The 19,682-nt window shown below is 37.4% G+C and carries 19 protein-coding genes; 15 read left to right on the top strand and 4 right to left on the bottom strand.

What is annotated here, in order from left to right:
• Positions 1 to 19: 19 nt before the first annotated feature.
• Positions 20 to 745, bottom strand: a complete 726-nt coding sequence (locus BUA72_RS14455) for a TrmH family RNA methyltransferase (protein WP_047453293.1) — start codon at positions 743 to 745, stop codon at positions 20 to 22.
• Here BUA72_RS14455 and BUA72_RS14450 point away from each other — a divergent pair.
• A complete protein-coding gene (locus tag BUA72_RS14450; RefSeq protein ID WP_072923546.1) occupies positions 731 to 3,343 on the top strand; it encodes a translocation and assembly module lipoprotein TamL in 2,613 nt (870 codons plus the stop codon). The two genes, BUA72_RS14455 and BUA72_RS14450, sit on opposite strands and share 15 nt — an antisense overlap.
• Here BUA72_RS14450 and BUA72_RS14445 read toward each other — a convergent pair.
• Positions 3,340 to 3,897 (bottom strand): SanA/YdcF family protein, encoded by a 558-nt coding sequence (locus BUA72_RS14445; RefSeq protein WP_394332573.1) that lies wholly within the window; start codon positions 3,895 to 3,897, stop codon positions 3,340 to 3,342. The genes BUA72_RS14450 and BUA72_RS14445 overlap by 4 nt on opposite strands.
• A 56-nt stretch (positions 3,898 to 3,953) precedes the next feature.
• A complete protein-coding gene (locus tag BUA72_RS14440; protein ID WP_047453299.1) occupies positions 3,954 to 5,078 on the bottom strand; it encodes a ferredoxin--NADP reductase in 1,125 nt (374 codons plus the stop codon).
• A gap of 32 nt (positions 5,079 to 5,110) precedes the next feature.
• Between BUA72_RS14440 and BUA72_RS14435 the strand changes: the two genes are divergently transcribed.
• The 10 genes from BUA72_RS14435 (at position 5,111) to BUA72_RS14390 (ending at position 15,542) form a co-directional block, all read left to right on the top strand.
• Complete coding sequence (locus tag BUA72_RS14435; RefSeq protein WP_047453301.1) at positions 5,111 to 5,668, top strand: TlpA family protein disulfide reductase; 558 nt, start codon at positions 5,111 to 5,113, stop codon at positions 5,666 to 5,668.
• 23 nt (positions 5,669 to 5,691) lie between these two features.
• On the top strand, positions 5,692 to 6,663 hold the full coding sequence (locus tag BUA72_RS14430) for an iron ABC transporter permease (RefSeq protein ID WP_072923544.1): 972 nt from the start codon (positions 5,692 to 5,694) through the stop codon (positions 6,661 to 6,663).
• 340 nt (positions 6,664 to 7,003) lie between these two features.
• Positions 7,004 to 7,402, top strand: a complete 399-nt coding sequence (locus tag BUA72_RS14425) for a GxxExxY protein (RefSeq protein ID WP_317043247.1) — start codon at positions 7,004 to 7,006, stop codon at positions 7,400 to 7,402.
• Positions 7,403 to 7,496: 94 nt separating this feature from the next.
• A complete protein-coding gene (locus BUA72_RS14420) occupies positions 7,497 to 8,420 on the top strand; it encodes an ABC transporter ATP-binding protein (protein WP_072923541.1) in 924 nt (307 codons plus the stop codon).
• Positions 8,421 to 8,585: 165 nt separating this feature from the next.
• Entirely contained in the window at positions 8,586 to 9,038 is a 453-nt protein-coding gene (locus BUA72_RS14415) for a MarR family winged helix-turn-helix transcriptional regulator (RefSeq protein WP_034727924.1), read from the top strand.
• A gap of 56 nt (positions 9,039 to 9,094) precedes the next feature.
• Positions 9,095 to 11,488 carry a 3-hydroxyacyl-CoA dehydrogenase/enoyl-CoA hydratase family protein gene (locus tag BUA72_RS14410; protein WP_034727921.1) on the top strand — a complete coding sequence of 798 codons (2,394 nt, stop codon included), beginning with the start codon at positions 9,095 to 9,097 and terminating at the stop codon, positions 11,486 to 11,488.
• A gap of 86 nt (positions 11,489 to 11,574) precedes the next feature.
• Positions 11,575 to 12,039, top strand: a complete 465-nt coding sequence (gene tnpA, locus BUA72_RS14405; protein ID WP_072923539.1) for an IS200/IS605 family transposase — start codon at positions 11,575 to 11,577, stop codon at positions 12,037 to 12,039.
• A gap of 105 nt (positions 12,040 to 12,144) precedes the next feature.
• Complete coding sequence (locus BUA72_RS14400) at positions 12,145 to 13,323, top strand: thiolase family protein (protein WP_034727792.1); 1,179 nt, start codon at positions 12,145 to 12,147, stop codon at positions 13,321 to 13,323.
• Between the two features lie 43 nt (positions 13,324 to 13,366).
• On the top strand, positions 13,367 to 13,723 hold the full coding sequence (locus BUA72_RS14395; RefSeq protein ID WP_072923538.1) for a four helix bundle protein: 357 nt from the start codon (positions 13,367 to 13,369) through the stop codon (positions 13,721 to 13,723).
• A gap of 52 nt (positions 13,724 to 13,775) precedes the next feature.
• Entirely contained in the window at positions 13,776 to 15,542 is a 1,767-nt protein-coding gene (locus BUA72_RS14390) for an acyl-CoA dehydrogenase family protein (RefSeq protein ID WP_047453310.1), read from the top strand.
• 82 nt (positions 15,543 to 15,624) lie between these two features.
• Here BUA72_RS14390 and BUA72_RS14385 read toward each other — a convergent pair whose 3' ends face one another.
• On the bottom strand, positions 15,625 to 16,029 hold the full coding sequence (locus tag BUA72_RS14385; protein WP_034727786.1) for a DUF805 domain-containing protein: 405 nt from the start codon (positions 16,027 to 16,029) through the stop codon (positions 15,625 to 15,627).
• Between the two features lie 309 nt (positions 16,030 to 16,338).
• Here BUA72_RS14385 and BUA72_RS14380 point away from each other — a divergent pair, with 309 nt between their 5' ends.
• From BUA72_RS14380 to BUA72_RS14365, 4 genes are all read left to right on the top strand, one after another.
• Complete coding sequence (locus BUA72_RS14380) at positions 16,339 to 16,656, top strand: hypothetical protein (protein ID WP_139259620.1); 318 nt, start codon at positions 16,339 to 16,341, stop codon at positions 16,654 to 16,656.
• A gap of 36 nt (positions 16,657 to 16,692) precedes the next feature.
• Positions 16,693 to 17,028: a YegP family protein gene (locus tag BUA72_RS14375; RefSeq protein WP_047453316.1), complete on the top strand. Its 336-nt coding sequence runs from the start codon at positions 16,693 to 16,695 to the stop codon at positions 17,026 to 17,028.
• Positions 17,029 to 17,107: 79 nt separating this feature from the next.
• Positions 17,108 to 17,554, top strand: coding sequence for a phosphohydrolase (locus BUA72_RS14370; protein WP_081987452.1), 447 nt, complete (start codon positions 17,108 to 17,110; stop codon positions 17,552 to 17,554).
• A 19-nt stretch (positions 17,555 to 17,573) separates the two neighbouring features.
• Positions 17,574 to 19,625 carry a M48 family metalloprotease gene (locus tag BUA72_RS14365; RefSeq protein ID WP_072923534.1) on the top strand — a complete coding sequence of 684 codons (2,052 nt, stop codon included), beginning with the start codon at positions 17,574 to 17,576 and terminating at the stop codon, positions 19,623 to 19,625.
• Positions 19,626 to 19,682: the final 57 nt, after the last annotated feature.

Raw genomic sequence — 19,682 nt, 5'->3', positions numbered from 1 at the left:
AGCCCTAATTCCTTATTGCTTATCTAGAAAATAACTGCCCCAAAATAATCCCCGCTGCCATAGAAACATTTAAGCTTTCTGTAGACTGCGATTTTCCAAATCTTGGAATGGTGATGCATTGATTAAGGAGTTTTTCTGTTTCCGGACGCATTCCGTTTCCTTCGTTTCCGAGAATAAGATTCAGTTTTTTCGGTTTTTCGAAAGTATAAATATTTTCTCCTTCCATATCGGTTCCGATATTGACATTCTCCGTTTTCGAAAGATATTCCACAAGATCAGTATAAATGATATTCACCCTCGTGAAAGAGCCCATCGTGGCCTGAATCACTTTTGGGTTGTACACATCCACCGTATCTTCACTGCAGATAACCTGTTCTATTCCGAACCAGTCTGCCAGACGGATAATGGTTCCCAGATTACCCGGATCCTGAATTCCATCCAGAACCAACTGAACATCCTTATCATCCATTTTTTCATCTTCAGGCAGATAACAGACTGCTACAGAATCTTTAGGCGTTTTAAGGAAGCTGATTTTTTTCAGCTCATTTTCAGTGATCTGAATAATGGGCACATCAGTACGGTCCAGTTTTTGCGGATCGGTAGAAAATATTTCTTTAACTTTAAAATTAGATTGAGGAAGTTCACAAATGATTTTATTACCTTCAACCAAAAACAAATTGTATTTTTGTCTGAACTTCTTTTTATCTAAAGACTGTAAAATTTTTATTGTATGAGCTGTAAGCATTATAAGAATTCTCCTCAAAAATATTATAAAATTATCTCATTTGCAACATTTGTTGGTCTCCTTTATGCCTGCAGTACAACAAAAAAAGTTCCGGACGGTGAATATCTGCTTACTAAGAACACTTTTGAGTTTGAAGATAAGAAAGAATCCATCGATGAAGAACTGAAGGATTACGTCCAGCAGAAGCCCAACAAAAAGCAGCTTCTGTTCGTTCCGCTGACTTTAGGATTCTATAATATGGCCAATCCTAAATATGATACTTTACTCAACGAATACATGACGTATCCGGATGAGATGAGAAATCAGAAACTGAGAGATTCGCTTTTCCTTAAATACAATATGAAAAGCAGTGTGGGTAAAACACTGTTTCTGGACCGTCTGCTTCACAGCTGGGGAACGCCACCGGTGATTCTGGATCAGACCAGAAGTGAAAAAAGTACAGAATCTATTGAAAAAAGATTGATATACAGAGGGTTTTGGGATGCCGACGTACATGTTAAACATTCCATTGATTCAACGTCTAAAAAAGCGGCCGTTAATTATTTCGTCAGACATAACGATCCTACCTATATTAAGGATTACTACTATAATATTACCGATCCTACCGTAAAAGGTCTTTACTGGCAAAAACTGGACAAGAGTCTGATAAGATCCGGACAGAGGCTTGACCAGACTGTTCTTGAAAAAGAAGTAACAAGAATTACAGATCTGATGCGTGAAAACGGATATTACAGGTTCAACAGCTCCAATGAAGAGGTTTATTTCGTAGCAGATTCCCTGAAAAGCAAAAAACAGGTTCCTCTTACGCTGGAAATCCATAAAGATTCTGCGGATCACCCTTACAAAGTGGCCACTATAGGAAATATTGATGTAGCGATTGTCAATGAGGCGAGCGATTTTCCCAAACATACTATCAAGGACAGTTTAAGAAGAATCAGATTCCACAAAATGGACAACAACTACAAGACTTCTTCCCTATGGAGAGCGGTTATCGTAGACAGCAAGAAAGTGTACGACCAAAAGAATCTTGACCTCACGAAAAGAAATTTCATTGCGATGAATAACTTCAGTATTCTCAAGGCCAGAGATTCCTTAAGAAGAGGTGGAGGAACTTCTCCTAATGACAGTATTGTAGACGTTTTATATTTATTGAAACCTCTTCCGAAATACGAACTTAAAGTTGGAACGGATGTCAATTACTCTCAGCTCTTAAATCTTGGGGTATCTCCTTCTGTTGATCTTACGACCAGGAATATTTTCAAAGGGGCAGAAAACCTTTCGACCAGCATTTCCGGAACATTTGGTTCCATAAGAAGTACAAAAAACATTGATAAGAAAGAACTCGCTTACGAAATTTCAGCGCAGGCTTCGCTTAATTTCCCAAGACTTCTTCTGCCGTTCGATTATTATAAACTTCTCCCTAAAAGATATACACCTACTTCTTCCATTCTTTTGGGAGCATCGGTACAGAATAATATCGGTTTGGGAAGGGTTAACTTTAATACCGGATTGAATTATCAGGCCAATGTGAATGATCAGGTATCGCACAGACTGACCCTTTTCAATACCCAGATAAGTCTTACGAAAAACAAAGATGCCTATTATGATTATTTTGCCAATGACGAGCTCATAAGAAAAGATGTATTTGCAAGCTATTTTGCCACTCAGCCATCATCACAGCTTGAACAGCAGTTTAACTCTGGTCAGTTAACGATTGATCAGATTTCAAGAAAAATCATTACTGATACTACTTATCCTGGGACTCTCGATCAGAAAGGACTGGATCTTCTGACCGCATTCAAAGGAACTGTTGTGAATAAAGACAGACAGACACAGGATATCATCATTTCTTCCATGATCTATAATTTTGTGTACAGTGAGATTGGTAAGAAAGATTATCCGAACGCCTTTTATTTTAACGGAAAAGTAGAGCTTGCCGGTAATATCTTAAGCATATTCAACCAAAAAAGGGATGCTGGAGGTGTTGTGGCGAGTCCTCAGAGAACCATCTTCGGAATTCCTTATGCTCAGTTTGTGAAATTTGATATCGACACCCGAAAATATTTTAAATTCAATGGAAACCAGACGCTGGTTTTACGTCAGTTTGTGGGTGTGGGTGTTCCTTACGGGAACTCTAAGGATATGCCTGTTATCAAGTCTTATTTCAACGGTGGATCCAATGACATCAGAGCATGGGTTGCATTTGGAGGACTGGGACCTTCAGACTCTCAGGTTGATGAAAGAGTACGTACCTATATGACCAACAACTTAAAACTAACGACGAATATAGAATACAGGGTTCCGTTTAATGAAATGTATGAAGGTGCCGTATTTACCGATATCGGAAACACATGGAGTATTAGAAAACCTGGGGAAGACAACAGTTATGGAGATGAGTTTAAATTCAATAAATTCTTAGGACAGATGGGAATAGGAAGCGGATTTGGATTAAGGGTAAATGTGGCTTATATCACACTGAGAGTTGACCTTGCCTACAAAATCTATGATCCGAATAAACCTGAAGGTGACCGATGGAGATTTAAAAACTTCCAGCCTTTCAAACCGACATTGAATATTGCATTCGGATATCCTTTCTAATCCGGAGAAATTCCCAATATGAAATAGACTACAGCAATCACTCTGGCGAGTACTTCGCGGGCCTGATTTCTGTAGTAGCTTTCAGGCTTGTTGACATCCTGAGCATCAAATCCCAGTGCATTCATATTATTATTTCTTGCAAAAAATAAGGCACGAAGGTTATGAAATCCCTGTGATACAATGATCACATCTTTCTTTTTATAAACGTCTTTACAGCGCAGAATACTTTTATAGGTATTGAATCCTTTTGGATCTTCGATAATAATATCTCCCGGAACGCCTTCCTGATTGACCAGATAATTCTTCATCGCAGCCGGCTCATTATACCCCCTGCTTTTCTCACCGCTTACAATGATTTTTTTGATTTTCCCATGATGATACAGAAGTGCTGCTGCATCCATTCTTTTCGTAAAATAAGGATTGGAAAGACCGGATCTCATCTTTGGAGAAGTTCCCAGAACCAAAGCAACCTCACGCGGCGGAATTTTTGAAATCTTGGTATAGGTACGGCCGTTGGTAAGCCCAAAAACCCAGGCATTACACAGACATATCACCAGAATTCCTATTTCTACTGATATAAAAGTTAAGTTAAATATGTTCCTGATAATTCTCAACTAAGGTCAAAGTTAAGCTTTATTTTCTTACTTTTTATAATAGACATACACGCTAATATTTTTCCCTGGGCTTCTTCTTTTTCCGTTAAATATTCATTTTCAAGAAGTTCCACTTCCCCTTCTTCAAGATAACATTCGCAGCTTCCGCAGATCCCCGATTTACATGAATAAGGTACCGGAAAATTCTGAATCAGAAGCTGTTGAAGGATCTTTTCCCTGTTGTCCGGAAGATGCGCTTCATACTCTTTTCCAAGCATTGTGAAGGCTACTTCTACGTTCTCAATCAGAGGAAATTCCTTTTCTACAGGATAAATATCGTCATTATATTCTTCAAAAAGCTCAAAATGAATATTCTTTTTAGGAATTCCGTGGTGGTAACACGCATTGGCCAGCGATTTTATCATCTCGCCTTTACCGCAAATCAGGACTTCATCTACCGCATCCCAGATGGTAGATTCTTCGTCTGTATCGTCCAGATGGAGAATTTGATTAATAATTAAGTTCAGCTTCTTTTCATCCAGCCGGCCGTAGAAAAACTGGTCAGCTGTTTTTTCCTTTGAGAAAAAGTAAAAGATCTGCAGCCTGTCACTGTGTATTCTCGCAAGATTATCTAATTGTTCCCTGTAAATAACTTCTTCCGAGCTTTTATTTCCAAAAAACAAAAATAATCGGGTGCGTGGTTCTGTATGCAGAATATTTTTAAAATGGCTCAGGACCGGCGTAATTCCAATACCCGCTGCAAATGCAACGATTGTCCGGAACTCGCTTGGCTTCGAAACCAGTGTAAATCTTCCGGAAGGCTCTCCTACCATCAGTTCATCTCCTGCATTATAGTTCTTGAACAGCTCTGAAGTGGCTCCCTCAGAAGAATTCACTTTGATTCCAAGGCAGATTTTATTTTCATACGGAGCCGAGGTCATTGAATAATCATTAATGACTTCTTCACCATGAGCCCTAAATTTTATGCTCACAAACTGCCCTGCTTCAAACTTGAAATTCTCCCGTAAATTCTCTGCAATATCGAATTCCAGAGAAAAAGTATTTTTGGTAAGTTGTTGCTTTTTCGCTATTTTTAACGGATGAAACTGTATCAGTTTCCCTTTATAGATTTGTTGTTCCATACTTCAATTCAAAAATAGTCAAAAAATAATTTATGAAGAAGATAATTTTATGCACGCTTATTCTTACCGCTCTTTACAGTTGTAAAAAAGAAGAGCAAAAAATAGAGGATACAGATGTGTCAGTTTCAGTTTCCGTAACAGATCATGCAGCTCCTGCAGCGGACGCTACTTCAAAGGAACTTTCTCCGGAGGATCTTGGAAAATATTTAGCTCAGAAAAATGACACTTTATACGTTACCAACTTCTTTGCAACGTGGTGTGGACCATGTATAAGAGAAATCCCTCATTTTAAAACCAAAATGGAGGAATTGAAAGGGAAACCGGTAAAATTCACATTCATCAACCTTGATGATAAGTCTGAATGGAACAGCGCTGTGAAAAGATTTGCACAGGAAAACAACCTTGCTTCTAGTATTATTCTTTTAGACGGCCAGAAACTTGACCCAACCTTTTTTACCACTAATTTTAAGCAGTGGGACGGTGGTTCAATTCCTTTTACCTATATGAGAAAAGGTGATAAAACTGATGAATATCTGGGCATGATGACCGAAGAAATATTGAATTCTAAAGTTGAAGCTCTCTTAAAATAAAACATCCAGATTCTTTCTGAATAATGCCAAAAAAATTCAAGATCCTGTGTTTACTGCTGACGGCCGCTATTATTCTTACTGCGGTCATCAATCTGAACACAGGATTTTTAAGTTTAAATCTGCAGGATTTTCTTCAGGATTCTAACCAAAGCCAGATCGCTGAGATTCGTATCAACCGTGTGCTGGTTATGCTTTTAGCTGGGATTTCAATTCCGACTTCCGGTTTCCTGATGCAGGAATATTTTCAAAATCCGCTGGCCGGTCCGGATATTTTGGGAATCACATCGGTAGCCAGTCTATCCGTAGCCTTTTATATTTTCTTTTCTCACGATTTCCTGATCCCGGAATTTTTGCAGAACAGTTTTCTCAGCCTTTCAGCCATCGCAGGAAGTCTTGTATTGATGCTGGTTCTCCTTTCCATGTCGAATAAATTTCAGGATAAATCTTATCTCATTATATTCGGATTTCTCGTTTCTGCGTTTGCCGGAGCGGTGGTTTCTTTATTACAGTTCTATGCAGAAAATCAGAGTCTGAAAAACTATATTCTATGGTCTTTCGGAGCTAATAACATGGTGACCAGAAACCAGATCTATGTATTATCTATTCTGGTTTTCATCGGTATGTTTTTCTGTTTTAAAACCATAAAACCATTGATTGGGAATTCATTGGGAACGTCTTACGCACAAAGTTTGGGAGTCAATCTCAATCAGCTGAAGATTCTGATCATTGCAGCTTCTTCCCTACTTTCGGCTTCAATTACGGCATTTTTAGGGCCTATTTTATTTATTGGGATCATTGTTCCTCATTTTTGCAGACTGATCTATAATCCATCCAAACTTTGGCAGCAATGGATTCTGAATATGTTTCTCGGAATGCTGGTGATGATGCTCTTCTCAGTAGTAGCAGAAAAAACACAGATTCCTTTAAATGTGATCAGTTCTGTATTTGGAATACCGGTGATCTTGCTGATGCTTTTGAAGCAGAATAAGGTTTAAAAGTGAATAGTCAATGGTGAATTGTGAATTTTTTAACCCGGAAATAAGATCTGTGTAATCTGAAGAATCTGCGTGAGATTATTTTTTTGCTCGCTGATTTTACAGATTGTCTAGTTTTTTGGTTAATCGCAAAGTCGCAAAGAAATTTGAAAGGATTGTGTTTTAAGGCGCAAGGATTTTATCTCCGATAAAATTGATGAACACGGTAATTGCGAGGAGTATAACGACGAAGCAATCTCTCCATCTTCTGTAGCTGAAAATCTTTGATTTTCTTGCGCCTTAAAATATGCTCATTTTTGATCAAACTTTGCGTCTTTGCGAAAAACCAACAAATTTGTAAATTCACAGAAACACAAACACAATAACAGAAAATGAATTATCAAAAGTAGTTTTTGATGCAGGTCTAAAGATTCACAAAAAGCTAGGCGCCGGATTATTTGAACATGTTTACGAAGAATGCCTGTTCTATGAGCTTTCAAAGACAGGCTTATTAATCGAAAGACAAAAATTATTTCCCATTATCTATGAAGATTTAAAAATTGAGAATGCCTTCAGATTAGATATGATAATTGAAAATAAATTAATATTAGAAATAAAAACGGTAGAATATATTAACTCAATTCATAAAGCACAGCTTTTGACCTATTTAAAAATGACAAACTCTAAATTAGGCCTTTTATTAAATTTCCAATCAGATGTTTTTAAAAACGGAGTAACCAGAATTGTCAACCATTTATAATTAGTAGTATAAAAATTCGACTCTGTCGAATTCTTTGCGCCTTAAAAACATTATTTTTGTAAAAATTGCGTCTTTGCGATTAAACACCAAACCCATGCACCTGGAAATCAGACAAGCCAATATAGGCTACGACAAAACCTTAATTTCAAATGCTCATGCAGATTTGAAACTGGGTGATGTGTGCCTTCTGATTGGAAATAACGGGGTTGGGAAAACCACGCTGATCAAATCTATTTTGCATCAAATTTCCCTCTTAAGCGGAGAAATTTTAATTCATCAGAAAAATATAAAAGACCTTTCCGTTAAAGAAATTGCTGAAAATATTGCCGTTGTTTTCTCAAAATCAAATGTTCCGCAGCATTATACCGTTGAAGACCTGATTTCATTGGGGAAATATATTTACTATCCTTTTTATTTTGAACTCAAGAAAGAAGACAGAGAAGAAGTCTCCGACATTATTGATGAGCTGGATCTCAGACAATATAAATATACTCTTCTAAAAAACTTATCTGACGGGAATCTGCAGAAAGCATTTATAGGCCGTGCCATTACTCAAAATTCACCGGTTATTATACTGGATGAGCCCACGACGCACTTGGATGAGAAAAACAAGCTTATCATCTTAAAAACACTCCGCAGGCTGGCTAAAGAACAGAATAAAATCATTTTGTTTTCTTCCCACGACTGGAGACTCGCCAAAGAGTTTGCAGACAAAATCTGGTATGTAAAGGACAATCAGCTTTTCACGGGACTTGTAGAAGATGTACTGCTTCAACATGATGAGCTGACCAATGTATCCTTATTTCAGGTGAATGATAATTCTGTTCCGCCTTCCATTCAGGCTCCGCAAGTTCATAAAGAAATGCTCTATTCTTTGTTACAGAAAAATTTCGAAAAAGACCTTTCTGCCCTACATTTTGAATACAGGAACGGTTTTTGGGATATTCTCACCAACACCTCTAAACAGCAATGTGAATCTTTCGAAGAAATAGTTGATTCCGTTAAAAACATTCATTAATACTACATTTCTGTTAAATATTTCACATACTATGCATGCATAGTATTATGCTAATCATACAATTTAACTCGTTTACTATCAGATTATTAACAAAATTTAACGTTAATAAATACTATGCATGCATAATATTTACTAAATTTGGGTAACACCATTCGTACATAAATGATGGATAATAATAAAGAAAAAATAGAAAACGTAGATTTAGTTTTAAAACAGACCTGGCTGGCTGTTTCTAAAATGTACACAGAACTTGCTCAAGAGCATGATTCTACTGCTGTACAAGCCCTCACTCTTCTTAAAATTGATCCCAAGGAAGGCACCCGAAGTACCAACTTAGGTCCTAAAATGGCGATTGAGCCCACCTCTCTGACAAGAATCATCAAGCTTCTTGAAGACAACGGATACATCTATAAGGAAAAGACCACTGCCGATAAAAGGGAAGTGATCATTAAACTTACAGATAAAGGTCTGAACTCAAGAAACATGTCAAAAGAAGTGGTGGTCAATTTTAACAAAAAGGTGATGGAGAAGATCGCTCCCGAGAAAATTGAAACGTTCAAGGAGGTCATGTCCGAAATCATGAAAATTGCAAACGAATTATTAAATAACAGAAAATAAATTGTAGGAAATCCATATGGTAACCTATGGTTTTAGCAAATAATAAAAATTTACATATGAAAAGAAGAATCAAACATGTAACGGTTCTTGGTTCAGGAATTATGGGTAGCGGTATTGCGGCACATTTCGCCAACATCGGCGTGGAAGTGTCCCTTTTAGATATCGTTCCTTTTGAACTGACAGAAGCTGAGCAGAAAAAAGGTTTGACCAAAGATGACAAAGTGGTAAGAAACAGAATTGCTTCTGAAAACTTTGAAAAACTGAAAAAAGCAAGTCCTGCCCTTCTCTATTCTCCAAAATTTGCAGATAGAATCAAGGTAGGAAACTTCGATGATGATCTTCAGAAGATCAAAAACACAGACTGGATCATTGAAGTAGTCGTTGAAAGACTTGATATTAAGAAATCTGTTTATGAAAAAATTGAACAGTTCAGAAAACCGGGAACATTAATTTCTTCTAATACATCGGGAATTCCTATTCATTTTCTAATTGAAGGAAGAAGCGATGATTTCAAACAATACTTTGCGGGAACGCACTTCTTCAACCCGGTAAGATACCTTCCTCTTTTAGAGATCATCCCTACCCCGGAAACCCTTCCGGAAGTGGTTGACTTCTACATGAACTACGGAGCGAAATTCTTAGGAAAAACTACTGTTTTAGCCAAAGACACTCCGGCGTTTATCGCTAACAGAATCGGGGTTTTCTCCATGATGGATCTTCTTCACAATGTACAGAAATTAGGACTGACTGTTTCTGAAGTTGATAAATTAACCGGTCCTGTCATCGGACGTCCAAAATCAGCAACATTCAGAACGGCTGATGTGGTAGGTCTTGATACCTTGGTTATGGTAGCCAACGGAGTTCGTCAGAGCGGTGCTGAAGCCAACAACTTTAATGACGTTTTTGCCCTTCCAGGTTATATCCAGAAAATGATGGATAATAAGTGGTTAGGTTCTAAGACTGAGCAAGGTTTCTATAAAAAAGTAAAAAATGCAGAAGGAAAATCTGAAATCCACGGATTAAACCTTGATACATTAGAATATGAACTTCAGGGGAAATCTTCTTTCCCAACGTTAGAATTAACGAAAAATATAGACAAGCCAATTGACAGATTCAAAGTTTTAATTGGTGGAAAAGATAAAGCAGGCGAATTATACAGAAAATCATTAGGCGCTCTGTTCGCTTACGTTTCTCATAAAGTTCCTGAAATCTCAGACGAAGTTTACAAAATAGACGACGCGATGAGAGCAGGTTTCGGATGGGAAAACGGACCGTTTGAAATCTGGGATGCCGTAGGTGTTCAAAAAGGTATTGAATTAGCTAAAGATGCCGGTTATGAAGTTTCAGACTGGGTAAAAAATGTAGAAGCTTTCTATAAAGTAAATGATGAAGGTCAAAGCATCTTTGTGGATAAAAATTCAGGAGAATACAACAAAATTCCTGGTCAGGATGCTTTTATCATCTTAGACAATATCAGAAAGAACAAAACACTTTGGAGCAATTCAGGGGCAGCCATTGAATATCTTGGTGACGGTATCATCAACTTTGAGATCCGCTCAAAAATGAATTCTCTTGGAGGTGAAGTTCTTGACGGATTAAACAGAGCTATCGATTTAGCAGAAAAAGAATACGACGGATTGGTAGTTGGAAACCAGGGAACCAATTTCTCTGTAGGCGCCAACCTTGCCATGATCCTGATGATGGCTATCGAACAGGACTGGGACGATCTGAATATGGCCATCGCTTATTTCCAGAAATCCATGATGAGAGTACGTTACTCTTCTATTCCTGTAGTGGTTGCTCCTCACGGAATGACGCTTGGTGGTGGTTGCGAAATGACCATGCACGCAGACAGAGTGGTTGCAGCAGCAGAAACTTACATAGGATTGGTAGAAACCGGAGTTGGGGTCATTCCTGGCGGTGGTGGTACTAAAGAACTTACCTTAAGAACTTCCAGAGAATTCCACAGCGATGACGTTAAAAACAACAGACTTCGTGAAGCATTCATGAATATCGCCATGGGTAAAGTAGCGACTTCCGCTTATGAAGCTTACGATATGGGAATTCTTGAAAAAGGAAAAGACATTGTATCCGTAAGCAAAAACAGACAGATCGCTGAAGCTAAAAAAGTAGCAAAACTATTGGCCGAACAGGGGTACACACAGCCTATCGAGCAAAGAGTAAAAGTTTTAGGAAAAGATGCCTTAGGAATGTTCTACGTAGGAACAGACCAGATGCTTACCGGAAACTTCATCTCTGCACACGACAAGAAAATTGCAGACAAACTAGCCAACGTGATGGTCGGTGGAAATCTTTCTGAACCAACCGTAGTTACCGAACAATACTTATTGAATCTTGAAAGAGAAACCTTCTTACAACTTTGTGGGGAAAGAAAAACTTTGGAGAGAATTCAGTATATGTTGCAGAATGGGAAACCGTTGAGAAACTAATAGGGAGCTCCGTAGGAGCGAACTGTTAATAGCTGTGAATTAATGATCAATTTTGTTGAGCCTCGTAGAGGCGACCTGTTAATCTGATGGCAAACACATATACACAAATTTATATACAAATTGTTTTTGCAGTTCAAGGTCGGCAAAACCTGATTTCAAAAGAAAACAGAGAGGAGCTTCATAAATTTATTACAGGTATTGTTAGCAACAGAAATCAAAAATTATTTGCTGTATTTGCAATGCCTGATCATGTTCATATTCTTGTCAGTATCAGTCCTGCCATTTCTATTTCAGACTTAGTAAGAGACATTAAAGCGGGCTCTTCAAAATTCATTAATGAAAAAGGATGGATCAATGGAAAATTCAATTGGCAGGAAGGATATGGAGCCTTCTCTTATTCTAAAAGCAGTGTTGATCCTGTGGTAAAATATATTTTAAATCAGGAGGAACATCATAAAAAGAAAACATTTAAGGAAGAATATTTGGATTTCATGGAAAAATTTGAAATTGAATATGATTCAAAATATTTATTTGAATGGATTGAAAATTAACAGGTCGCTCCTACGGAGCTCCGTCAATTACAATCAAAACAAACATGCTATGAACAGTTTACCTCTACGAGGCAAATTCTCAAAAAATAAATTAAATAAAAAAATATGAAACAAGCATATATAGTAAAAGGATTTAGAACAGCAGTAGGAAAAGCGCCTAAAGGCTCCCTTCGCTTTACTCGTCCCGACGTGATGGCCGCTACAGTTATTGAAAAATTAATGGCTGAGCTACCACAATTAGATAAAAACAGAATTGACGACCTTATCGTAGGAAACGCAATGCCGGAAGCAGAACAGGGACTGAATGTAGCCCGTCTGATTTCTTTAATGGGATTGAATACCGATAAAGTTCCGGGAGTTACTGTAAACAGATATTGCGCATCAGGAAGTGAGGCGATTGCTATTGCTTCTGCAAAAATCCAGGCGGGAATGGCAGACTGTATCATCGCAGGAGGTACAGAATCTATGTCTTATATCCCGATGGGTGGTTACAAGCCGGTTCCGGAAACGGATATCGCAAAAACAAACCCTGATTATTACTGGGGAATGGGTTACACCGCTGAAGAAGTAGCCAAGCAATATAATATTACAAGAGAAGAACAGGATCAGTTTGCCTTTGAATCGCATATGAAAGCTTTGAAAGCTAACGCAGAAGGGAAATTTGCCAGCCAGATCGTTTCGATTCCTGTAGAATATAATTTCCTGGATGACAACCAAAAAATGCAGTCTAAAAAGTTTGACTTCTCTGTAGATGAAGGGCCTAGAAAAGATACTTCTCTGGAAGGTCTTGCTAAACTGAGACCTGTATTCGCCAACGGAGGAAGTGTAACGGCCGGAAACTCATCTCAGATGAGTGACGGAGCTGCCTTTGTCATGGTAATGAGCGAAGAAATGGTAAAAGAATTAGGTCTTGAGCCGGAAGCTAGATTGGTAGCATATGCTGCTGCAGGTCTTGAGCCTAGAATTATGGGTATGGGACCGATTTATGCGATTCCAAAAGCTTTAAAACAGGCCGGTCTTGAATTAAAAGATATTGAATTAATTGAATTGAATGAAGCCTTTGCATCACAGTCTGTGGCGATCAAAAAGGAATTAGGATTAAATCCTGATATCCTTAACGTCAACGGAGGTGCCATCGCTCTTGGACACCCGCTTGGATGTACCGGAACCAAATTAACCGTTCAGCTTCTTGACGAAATGAGAAGACGTGGCAACAAGTACGGAATGGTTTCTATGTGTGTAGGTACGGGACAGGGAGCAGCAAGTATCTTTGAGCTGCTTTAATTAAATAGACTAAAAGAGCAAAGAATAAAGAGCAAAGACCAAGATGAAGCATAATTTCAAAAACCTCAATATTTGGAAACTATCTATTGAACTGGCCGATGAAATTTATACAGTTACTGACAGTTTCCCCAAAAGCGAAGAATTCGGATTGAAATCCCAGCTTAGAAGATGTGCAGTTTCTGTTGCTTCAAATATTGCAGAAGGCTCAAGCAGAAGTTCTACTAAAGATTTTAATCGTTTTTTAGAAATAAGTCTTGGTTCTCTTTATGAATTGCAGACTCAAATAATAATATCAAATAACAGAAATTATTTTGAGTCATCTAAAAATGAAATTATAGAAAATAAAATCACAGAATTACAGAGAATGATCTCGGGCTTTCAAAAAAACTTAATGTTGTAAGTCTTTATTCTTTTCTCTTTATTCTTTAATCTATCAAAAAACAAAAAAACATATGGCTACATTAAAAGGAGGTGAATTCCTGATCAAGGAAATTCCTGCAAATGATATTTTCACTCTTGAAGAACTGAGTGAAGAACAAAAAATGCTTCGTGATTCTGCGAAAGAATTTATCGACAGAGAAGTAATTCCTCAAAAAGAAAGATTTGAGAAAAAAGATTATGCTTTAACTGAAGAAAAGATGCGTCAGTTAGGAGAAATGGGACTTTTAGGAGTTGCTGTTCCTGAGGAATACGGCGGTCTTGGAATGGGCTTCGTGAATACCATGCTGGCATGTGATTACTGTTCAGGAGCAAATGGTTCATTAGCTACGGCTTATGGAGCACACACGGGAATCGGAACCCTTCCTATCCTATTGTACGGTACAGAAGAGCAAAAGAAAAAATACCTTCCGGATCTGGCTACAGGGACAAAATTCGGAGCATACTGTCTTACTGAGCCTGATGCAGGTTCTGATGCCAACTCAGGAAAAACAAGAGCTAAGCTTTCTGAAGACGGAAAACATTATGTGATCAACGGACAGAAAATGTGGATCTCCAATGCAGGTTTTGCAGAAATATTCATTGTATTTGCTAAAATTGACGATGATAAAAACATTACCGGTTTCATCGTAGAAAAAGAAGGAACTGAAGGACTTACTTTCGGTGAAGAAGAACATAAACTGGGAATCCGTTCGTCTTCTACAAGACAGGTTTTCTTTAATGATATGAAAGTTCCTGCTGAGAACCTTTTAGGCGAAAGAAACAACGGTTTCAAAATCGCTTTGAATGCTTTGAATGTAGGAAGAATTAAACTGGCAGCTGCCAACCTTGACGGACAGAGAAGAATCTTAAACCACTCTCTTCAATATTCTAACGAAAGAAAGCAGTTTGGCGTTTCTATTTCAACTTTCGGAGCGATCAGAAAGAAACTGGCAGAAATGGCAACAGGAATTTTCGTTGCCGAGGCGGGTTCTTACAGAGCAGCAAAAGACGTTGAAGACAAAATCAATGAATTGGTTGCCGGTGGAATGAATCATCAGCAGGCTGAATTGAAAGGTGTTGAAGAATTTGCGGTGGAAGCTTCTATTCTGAAAGTTTTTGTTTCAGATTTAACACAACATACTGCTGACGAAGGAATCCAGGTGTACGGAGGAATGGGATTCTCTGAAGATATGCCAATGGAAGCGGCATGGAGAGATTCAAGAATCGCAAGAATCTATGAAGGAACTAATGAGATCAACAGATTATTAGCCGTAGGAATGTTAATTAAGAGAGCGATGAAAGGAGAATTAGATTTGCTTTCTCCAGCAATGGCGATCAGCAAAGAATTAATGGGAATTCCATCTTTTGATGTTCCTGATTATTCAGCATTCATGAGTGAAGAAAAAGCGATTATCGCTAACCTTAAGAAAGTATTCCTTATGGTTTCCGGAGCAGCTCTTCAAAAATTCATGATGGATATCGAAAAGCAACAACACTTATTATTAAATGCATCTGAGATCCTTAACCAGCTTTATATGGCAGAATCTGCTGTACTGAGAGCTGAGAAACATTTCTCTCCTGATTCTGTAGAGGCAGCAATGGCACAGCTTAACCTTTATAAAGCAGTTGAAAAGGTCATTGCAGCCGCTAAAGAAGGAATTATCTCTTTCGCTGAAGGTGACGAGCAGAGAATGATGCTTTCAGGTCTGAGAAGATTTACAAAATATACCAACCATCCTAATGTGGTGGCTTTAACTGAAAAAGTTGCAGCCCAGTATATTGCTAAAGGTAATTACTAAACATTATTTTGAATATAACAGTAAACGCTCCAAGATTTTGGAGCGTTTATTATATTAATATGGGTTGTAATTCTTTTGGAAATTACATCTGTTTTTGTCCGATTTCATTTATTTCATTGAAATTCTCTTTAGGATTTACACCATATTGATTGGTTCCCGGAGTTCCTTCTGTAAATAAAAGGATCAATAACCAGATAGCTCCAACAATTGGAATCAAAGAGATAAAAAACCACCATCCGCTTTTATCCACATCATGTAATCTTCTAACCAGAACAGCTAATCCCGGAATAAAAGTAGCCAATGCGTAAACCATATAAATAAATCCATAAGGCATATCCTGATAAAATTTCAATCCCAAAAGATTATCCAATAACGTCGCTATAATTACGAAGATTGTGTTAAATAATAAGTACATCCAGTACTCGGTTCTTCTCGCTCTTCCTGTAAAATCAGCATACTGTTTCAATGCTTTTAAGTACCATTTCATAGTTTTTGTTTTTTTTAATAGGGGCCAAAAATAAAGATTTTTTTCAGATCTGCAACTATTTTTTATCTTATCCGAAACAACTAAAAATTTCGTTATTGAATCACATCACTTGTCTTAAAATAAGCAGCAGAACTATAAAAAGCTATCAATGAACCTATTCAATATTTTTTCATATGTATTGAAAAGCTGCGCGTAGTCTTCGACTTCGCGCAGCTTTTTTTGCTATTTTTCAATTTTTTTACTATTTTTAGTAATTAAATTTGATCAGAGATCAATACTTTTTTCAATATGATAAAAAAAGACATAGAAATGAAGTTATTATTGTCATGCTCATTATTATTGTTTTGCACAATGACTTTCGCCCAGCAGAAAGAAGATAGAAAACAAATTATTCCAAAGGTAGATACTGCCAAAATCCTTAATTTTAAAGGCCTTAAGGAAACACAGGCAAAGATTCATACCGATCCTAAACAGCAGTATAAAATGCTTGTTGCCACTCCAAAAGACACATCGATGTATCTGGCTTTAAAAGAAGCCAAACGGGATGACTCAAAATACAGGACACTCAACAGTTCAGCTCCCGAAAAACAAATACCAGACACAAAAAAGGCACAGCCTACCAAATAATTAAAAAAACTAATCCAACCACAAAAACCAATTACTATGGGAAAATTTATTATCTCGAAGAGAACCGATGGTGACTTCAAATTCAATCTGAAAGCCGGAAACGGACAAGTAATCTTAACCAGTCAGGGATACAGCTCAAAACCATCCTGTGAAAACGGAATAGAATCTGTACGCACCAATTCTCAGGACGATTCGAAATTTGAAAGAAATACAGCAAAAGATGACCGCTGTTATTTCAATTTAAAGGCCGGAAACGGACAGGTTATAGGAACCAGCCAGATGTACGAATCTGAAAACGGCATGGATAACGGGATAGAATCCGTAAAAAACAATGCTCCAGGCGCTTCTGTAGAGGATGAAACCATTATTTAATATTCCTTAAAATATTCTCAATAAAAATGTCTTATTTTTTAAGGCATTTTTTATTTTTGTATTCTATTTTCTATTTGAAATGACAAAAGATGAAATGCTCAACAGAGCCATAAAGATAGCTGATAAAGCACACAAAGGACAAACTGACAAATACCATGCTCCCTACATCGCTCACGTGATGCGTGTCATGGAATACGGAAAAACAATGGACGAAAAGATTGTCGGGGTCCTTCATGACGTAGTGGAAGACCACCCGGAAGAGTTCAGTCTGGAGTATTTAAGAACTGAAGGTTTTCCCGAATATATTATTTTTGCCATCAGCTGCCTTACCAAATTTGATCCCGAAGAGGATTACGATGAATTCGTTAAAAGAACGGAAAGATCACCTTTAGCTGTCGCTGTAAAACTCAATGATCTCCGCGACAATATGGACCTTAGAAGAGTCAACAGAGAGCTTACTCCCAAGGATATCAAAAGATTTAACAAATACCTGAAAGCTTATCATTATCTAATAGAGAAATATTAAAAGTACATAAACACAAAAAATGAATAACCTTCCTAAAATGTCGGCAGCTTACAGGTCTAAGCTGACTTCTGCTATTGTATCCATTTCCATATTTTTTATCGTCTATCTTATTCTCATTGCCGTTTCCCTCTTTCTCATTGTGCTTTTAGGATACGGAGCGTATTCTATTCTTGCATTGAAAATAAGCTACTATACACTTATAGCTGCCGCGGGTCTTGCCAGCATTGGCATTTTTGTTTTTTATTTTATGATTAAATTCATCTTCAAAACAAACAACTACACCACAAGACATCTGGTAGAAATTACCCGATCGCAGCAGCCGGAATTGTTTAGTATTATCGATAACATTGTCACCGAAACTCAGGTAAAAGCTCCGAAAAAGGTTTTCTTTTCTCCTGATGTTAATGCCAGTGTAAGTTATAATTCGATTTTCTGGAGCATGTTTTTTCCAGTGAGAAAAAATCTTACCATCGGTCTGGGATTGATCAATTCTACAAGCACCGGCGAATTAAAAACAATTCTCGCCCATGAATTCGGGCATTTTTCCCAAAGAAGCATGAAAGTGGGTGGATATGTTCACCACGCACAAAAAATCGTGTACGAAACGGTTTACAACAATAAAGAATACGAAAACATGATCATGAGTTTTTCAGGAAATACGTTTTTTACTTTATTTGGAGCGATTTCAGTGGGCTTTATCAATGTATTTCAGTTTATCCTGAAAAAAGTTTCATCTTTTTTATTCCAAAAACACGCTTCCCTTAGCCGGGAGATGGAATATCATGCGGATGCCGTTTCGACTTTTCTCACCAATCCTGAGGAGCAGATCTCTTCGTTATTGAGAATAGAACTAAGTGATTCCGCTTTTCATTATTCCTTTAATTTTTATACCCAAAGTGAACAAAAATATCTTCCTAAGAATCTTTATAAAAATCACACCTCCTTACTGGAAATTTTCAGTGAAAGAAACAATCATCCCTATATTAACGGGCTTCCAAAAGTAGACGAAGAAGATTTAACCCGTTACAATAAAACAAAAATAGAAATTCAGGATCAGTGGGCCTCTCATCCGGATACCGTAAAAAGAATTGAAAGAATCAGAAACAACACCACCAGAAATATTCAGGAAAATCATGAACTGGCAAAAAATATCATCAGAGGATATGACGACATCTGTGAGGTGATGACCCGGAAATACCTGACCCTGCATCAGGTGAAAAATGTGGGTGAAGTGATAGATAATGAAAAGTTCACTGAGCTTTATATAGAAAAATATCCTTATCAGTACCTAAGTTCTAATTTCAACGGATATTATGAAGCTCACAATCCACTTTTAGAGAATATTGAAACGATTATCAAAGATTCCGATCCCATAATGGGCAGTGAAGACCTGTTCAGTGACCGAAAAGTTTCTTTAATTTATGAGAAAGCCGGAATTGAAAGTGATCTGCAAACTCTTGCCTATCTGAAAGCCAATCCTAAAGAAATTAAAACATTCAGATACGGAGAAAATCTTTACAAGGCCAAAGATGCCACTAAACTCATTCCTGAACTTGAAAGCGAACTGTTAAAAGTAAAGACCGCGCTTACAAAAAATGATGAAGATATCTTCCGGTATTATTTCAGCAAGGCTGATCAACATGACCAATCTATCTTATTGGGTAAATACAAAAAGTTTGGAATCATAGACAAAGAATTTGACAGATTTCAGGAGGCACTGACTGAGTTTGCTGCATATCTTCAGTTTATGACCGTAACCTTGCCTTTTGAAGAAATCCGTAAACATAGAGCCAAACTGTTAAAAGCTGAAGCTTCTTTCAAAAAAAATCTGAATGATTTTATAGAAAACTCAAATTATAAAGAATCTTTGACAGAAGAAAGCAGATCTATCTTAAAATCATATTTAGAAGCTTCATACATTTACTTTAATCATGATAAATACCAGGAACCAGAAGTTGAAACCGTATTTGCCGTCGTGAATGAATTTCAGAAAATCCTCAATGAGTATTATCTCGAACTGAAAAAGGACCTATTGACTTTTCAGGACTCATTTTCAAAACTTGGGGAGTAAAAGTAAGTACACTGATTTAATAAATAATCTGAGTTTGGTTTAAGAAAATTAAGGGAT

Origin of the sequence: Chryseobacterium sp. OV279 (assembly GCF_900128945.1) — a bacterium.
GTDB lineage: Bacteria > Bacteroidota > Bacteroidia > Flavobacteriales > Weeksellaceae > Chryseobacterium.
Note: the sequence above shows the minus strand (reverse complement) of the source record. Positions and strands in the feature narration are given on the sequence as shown.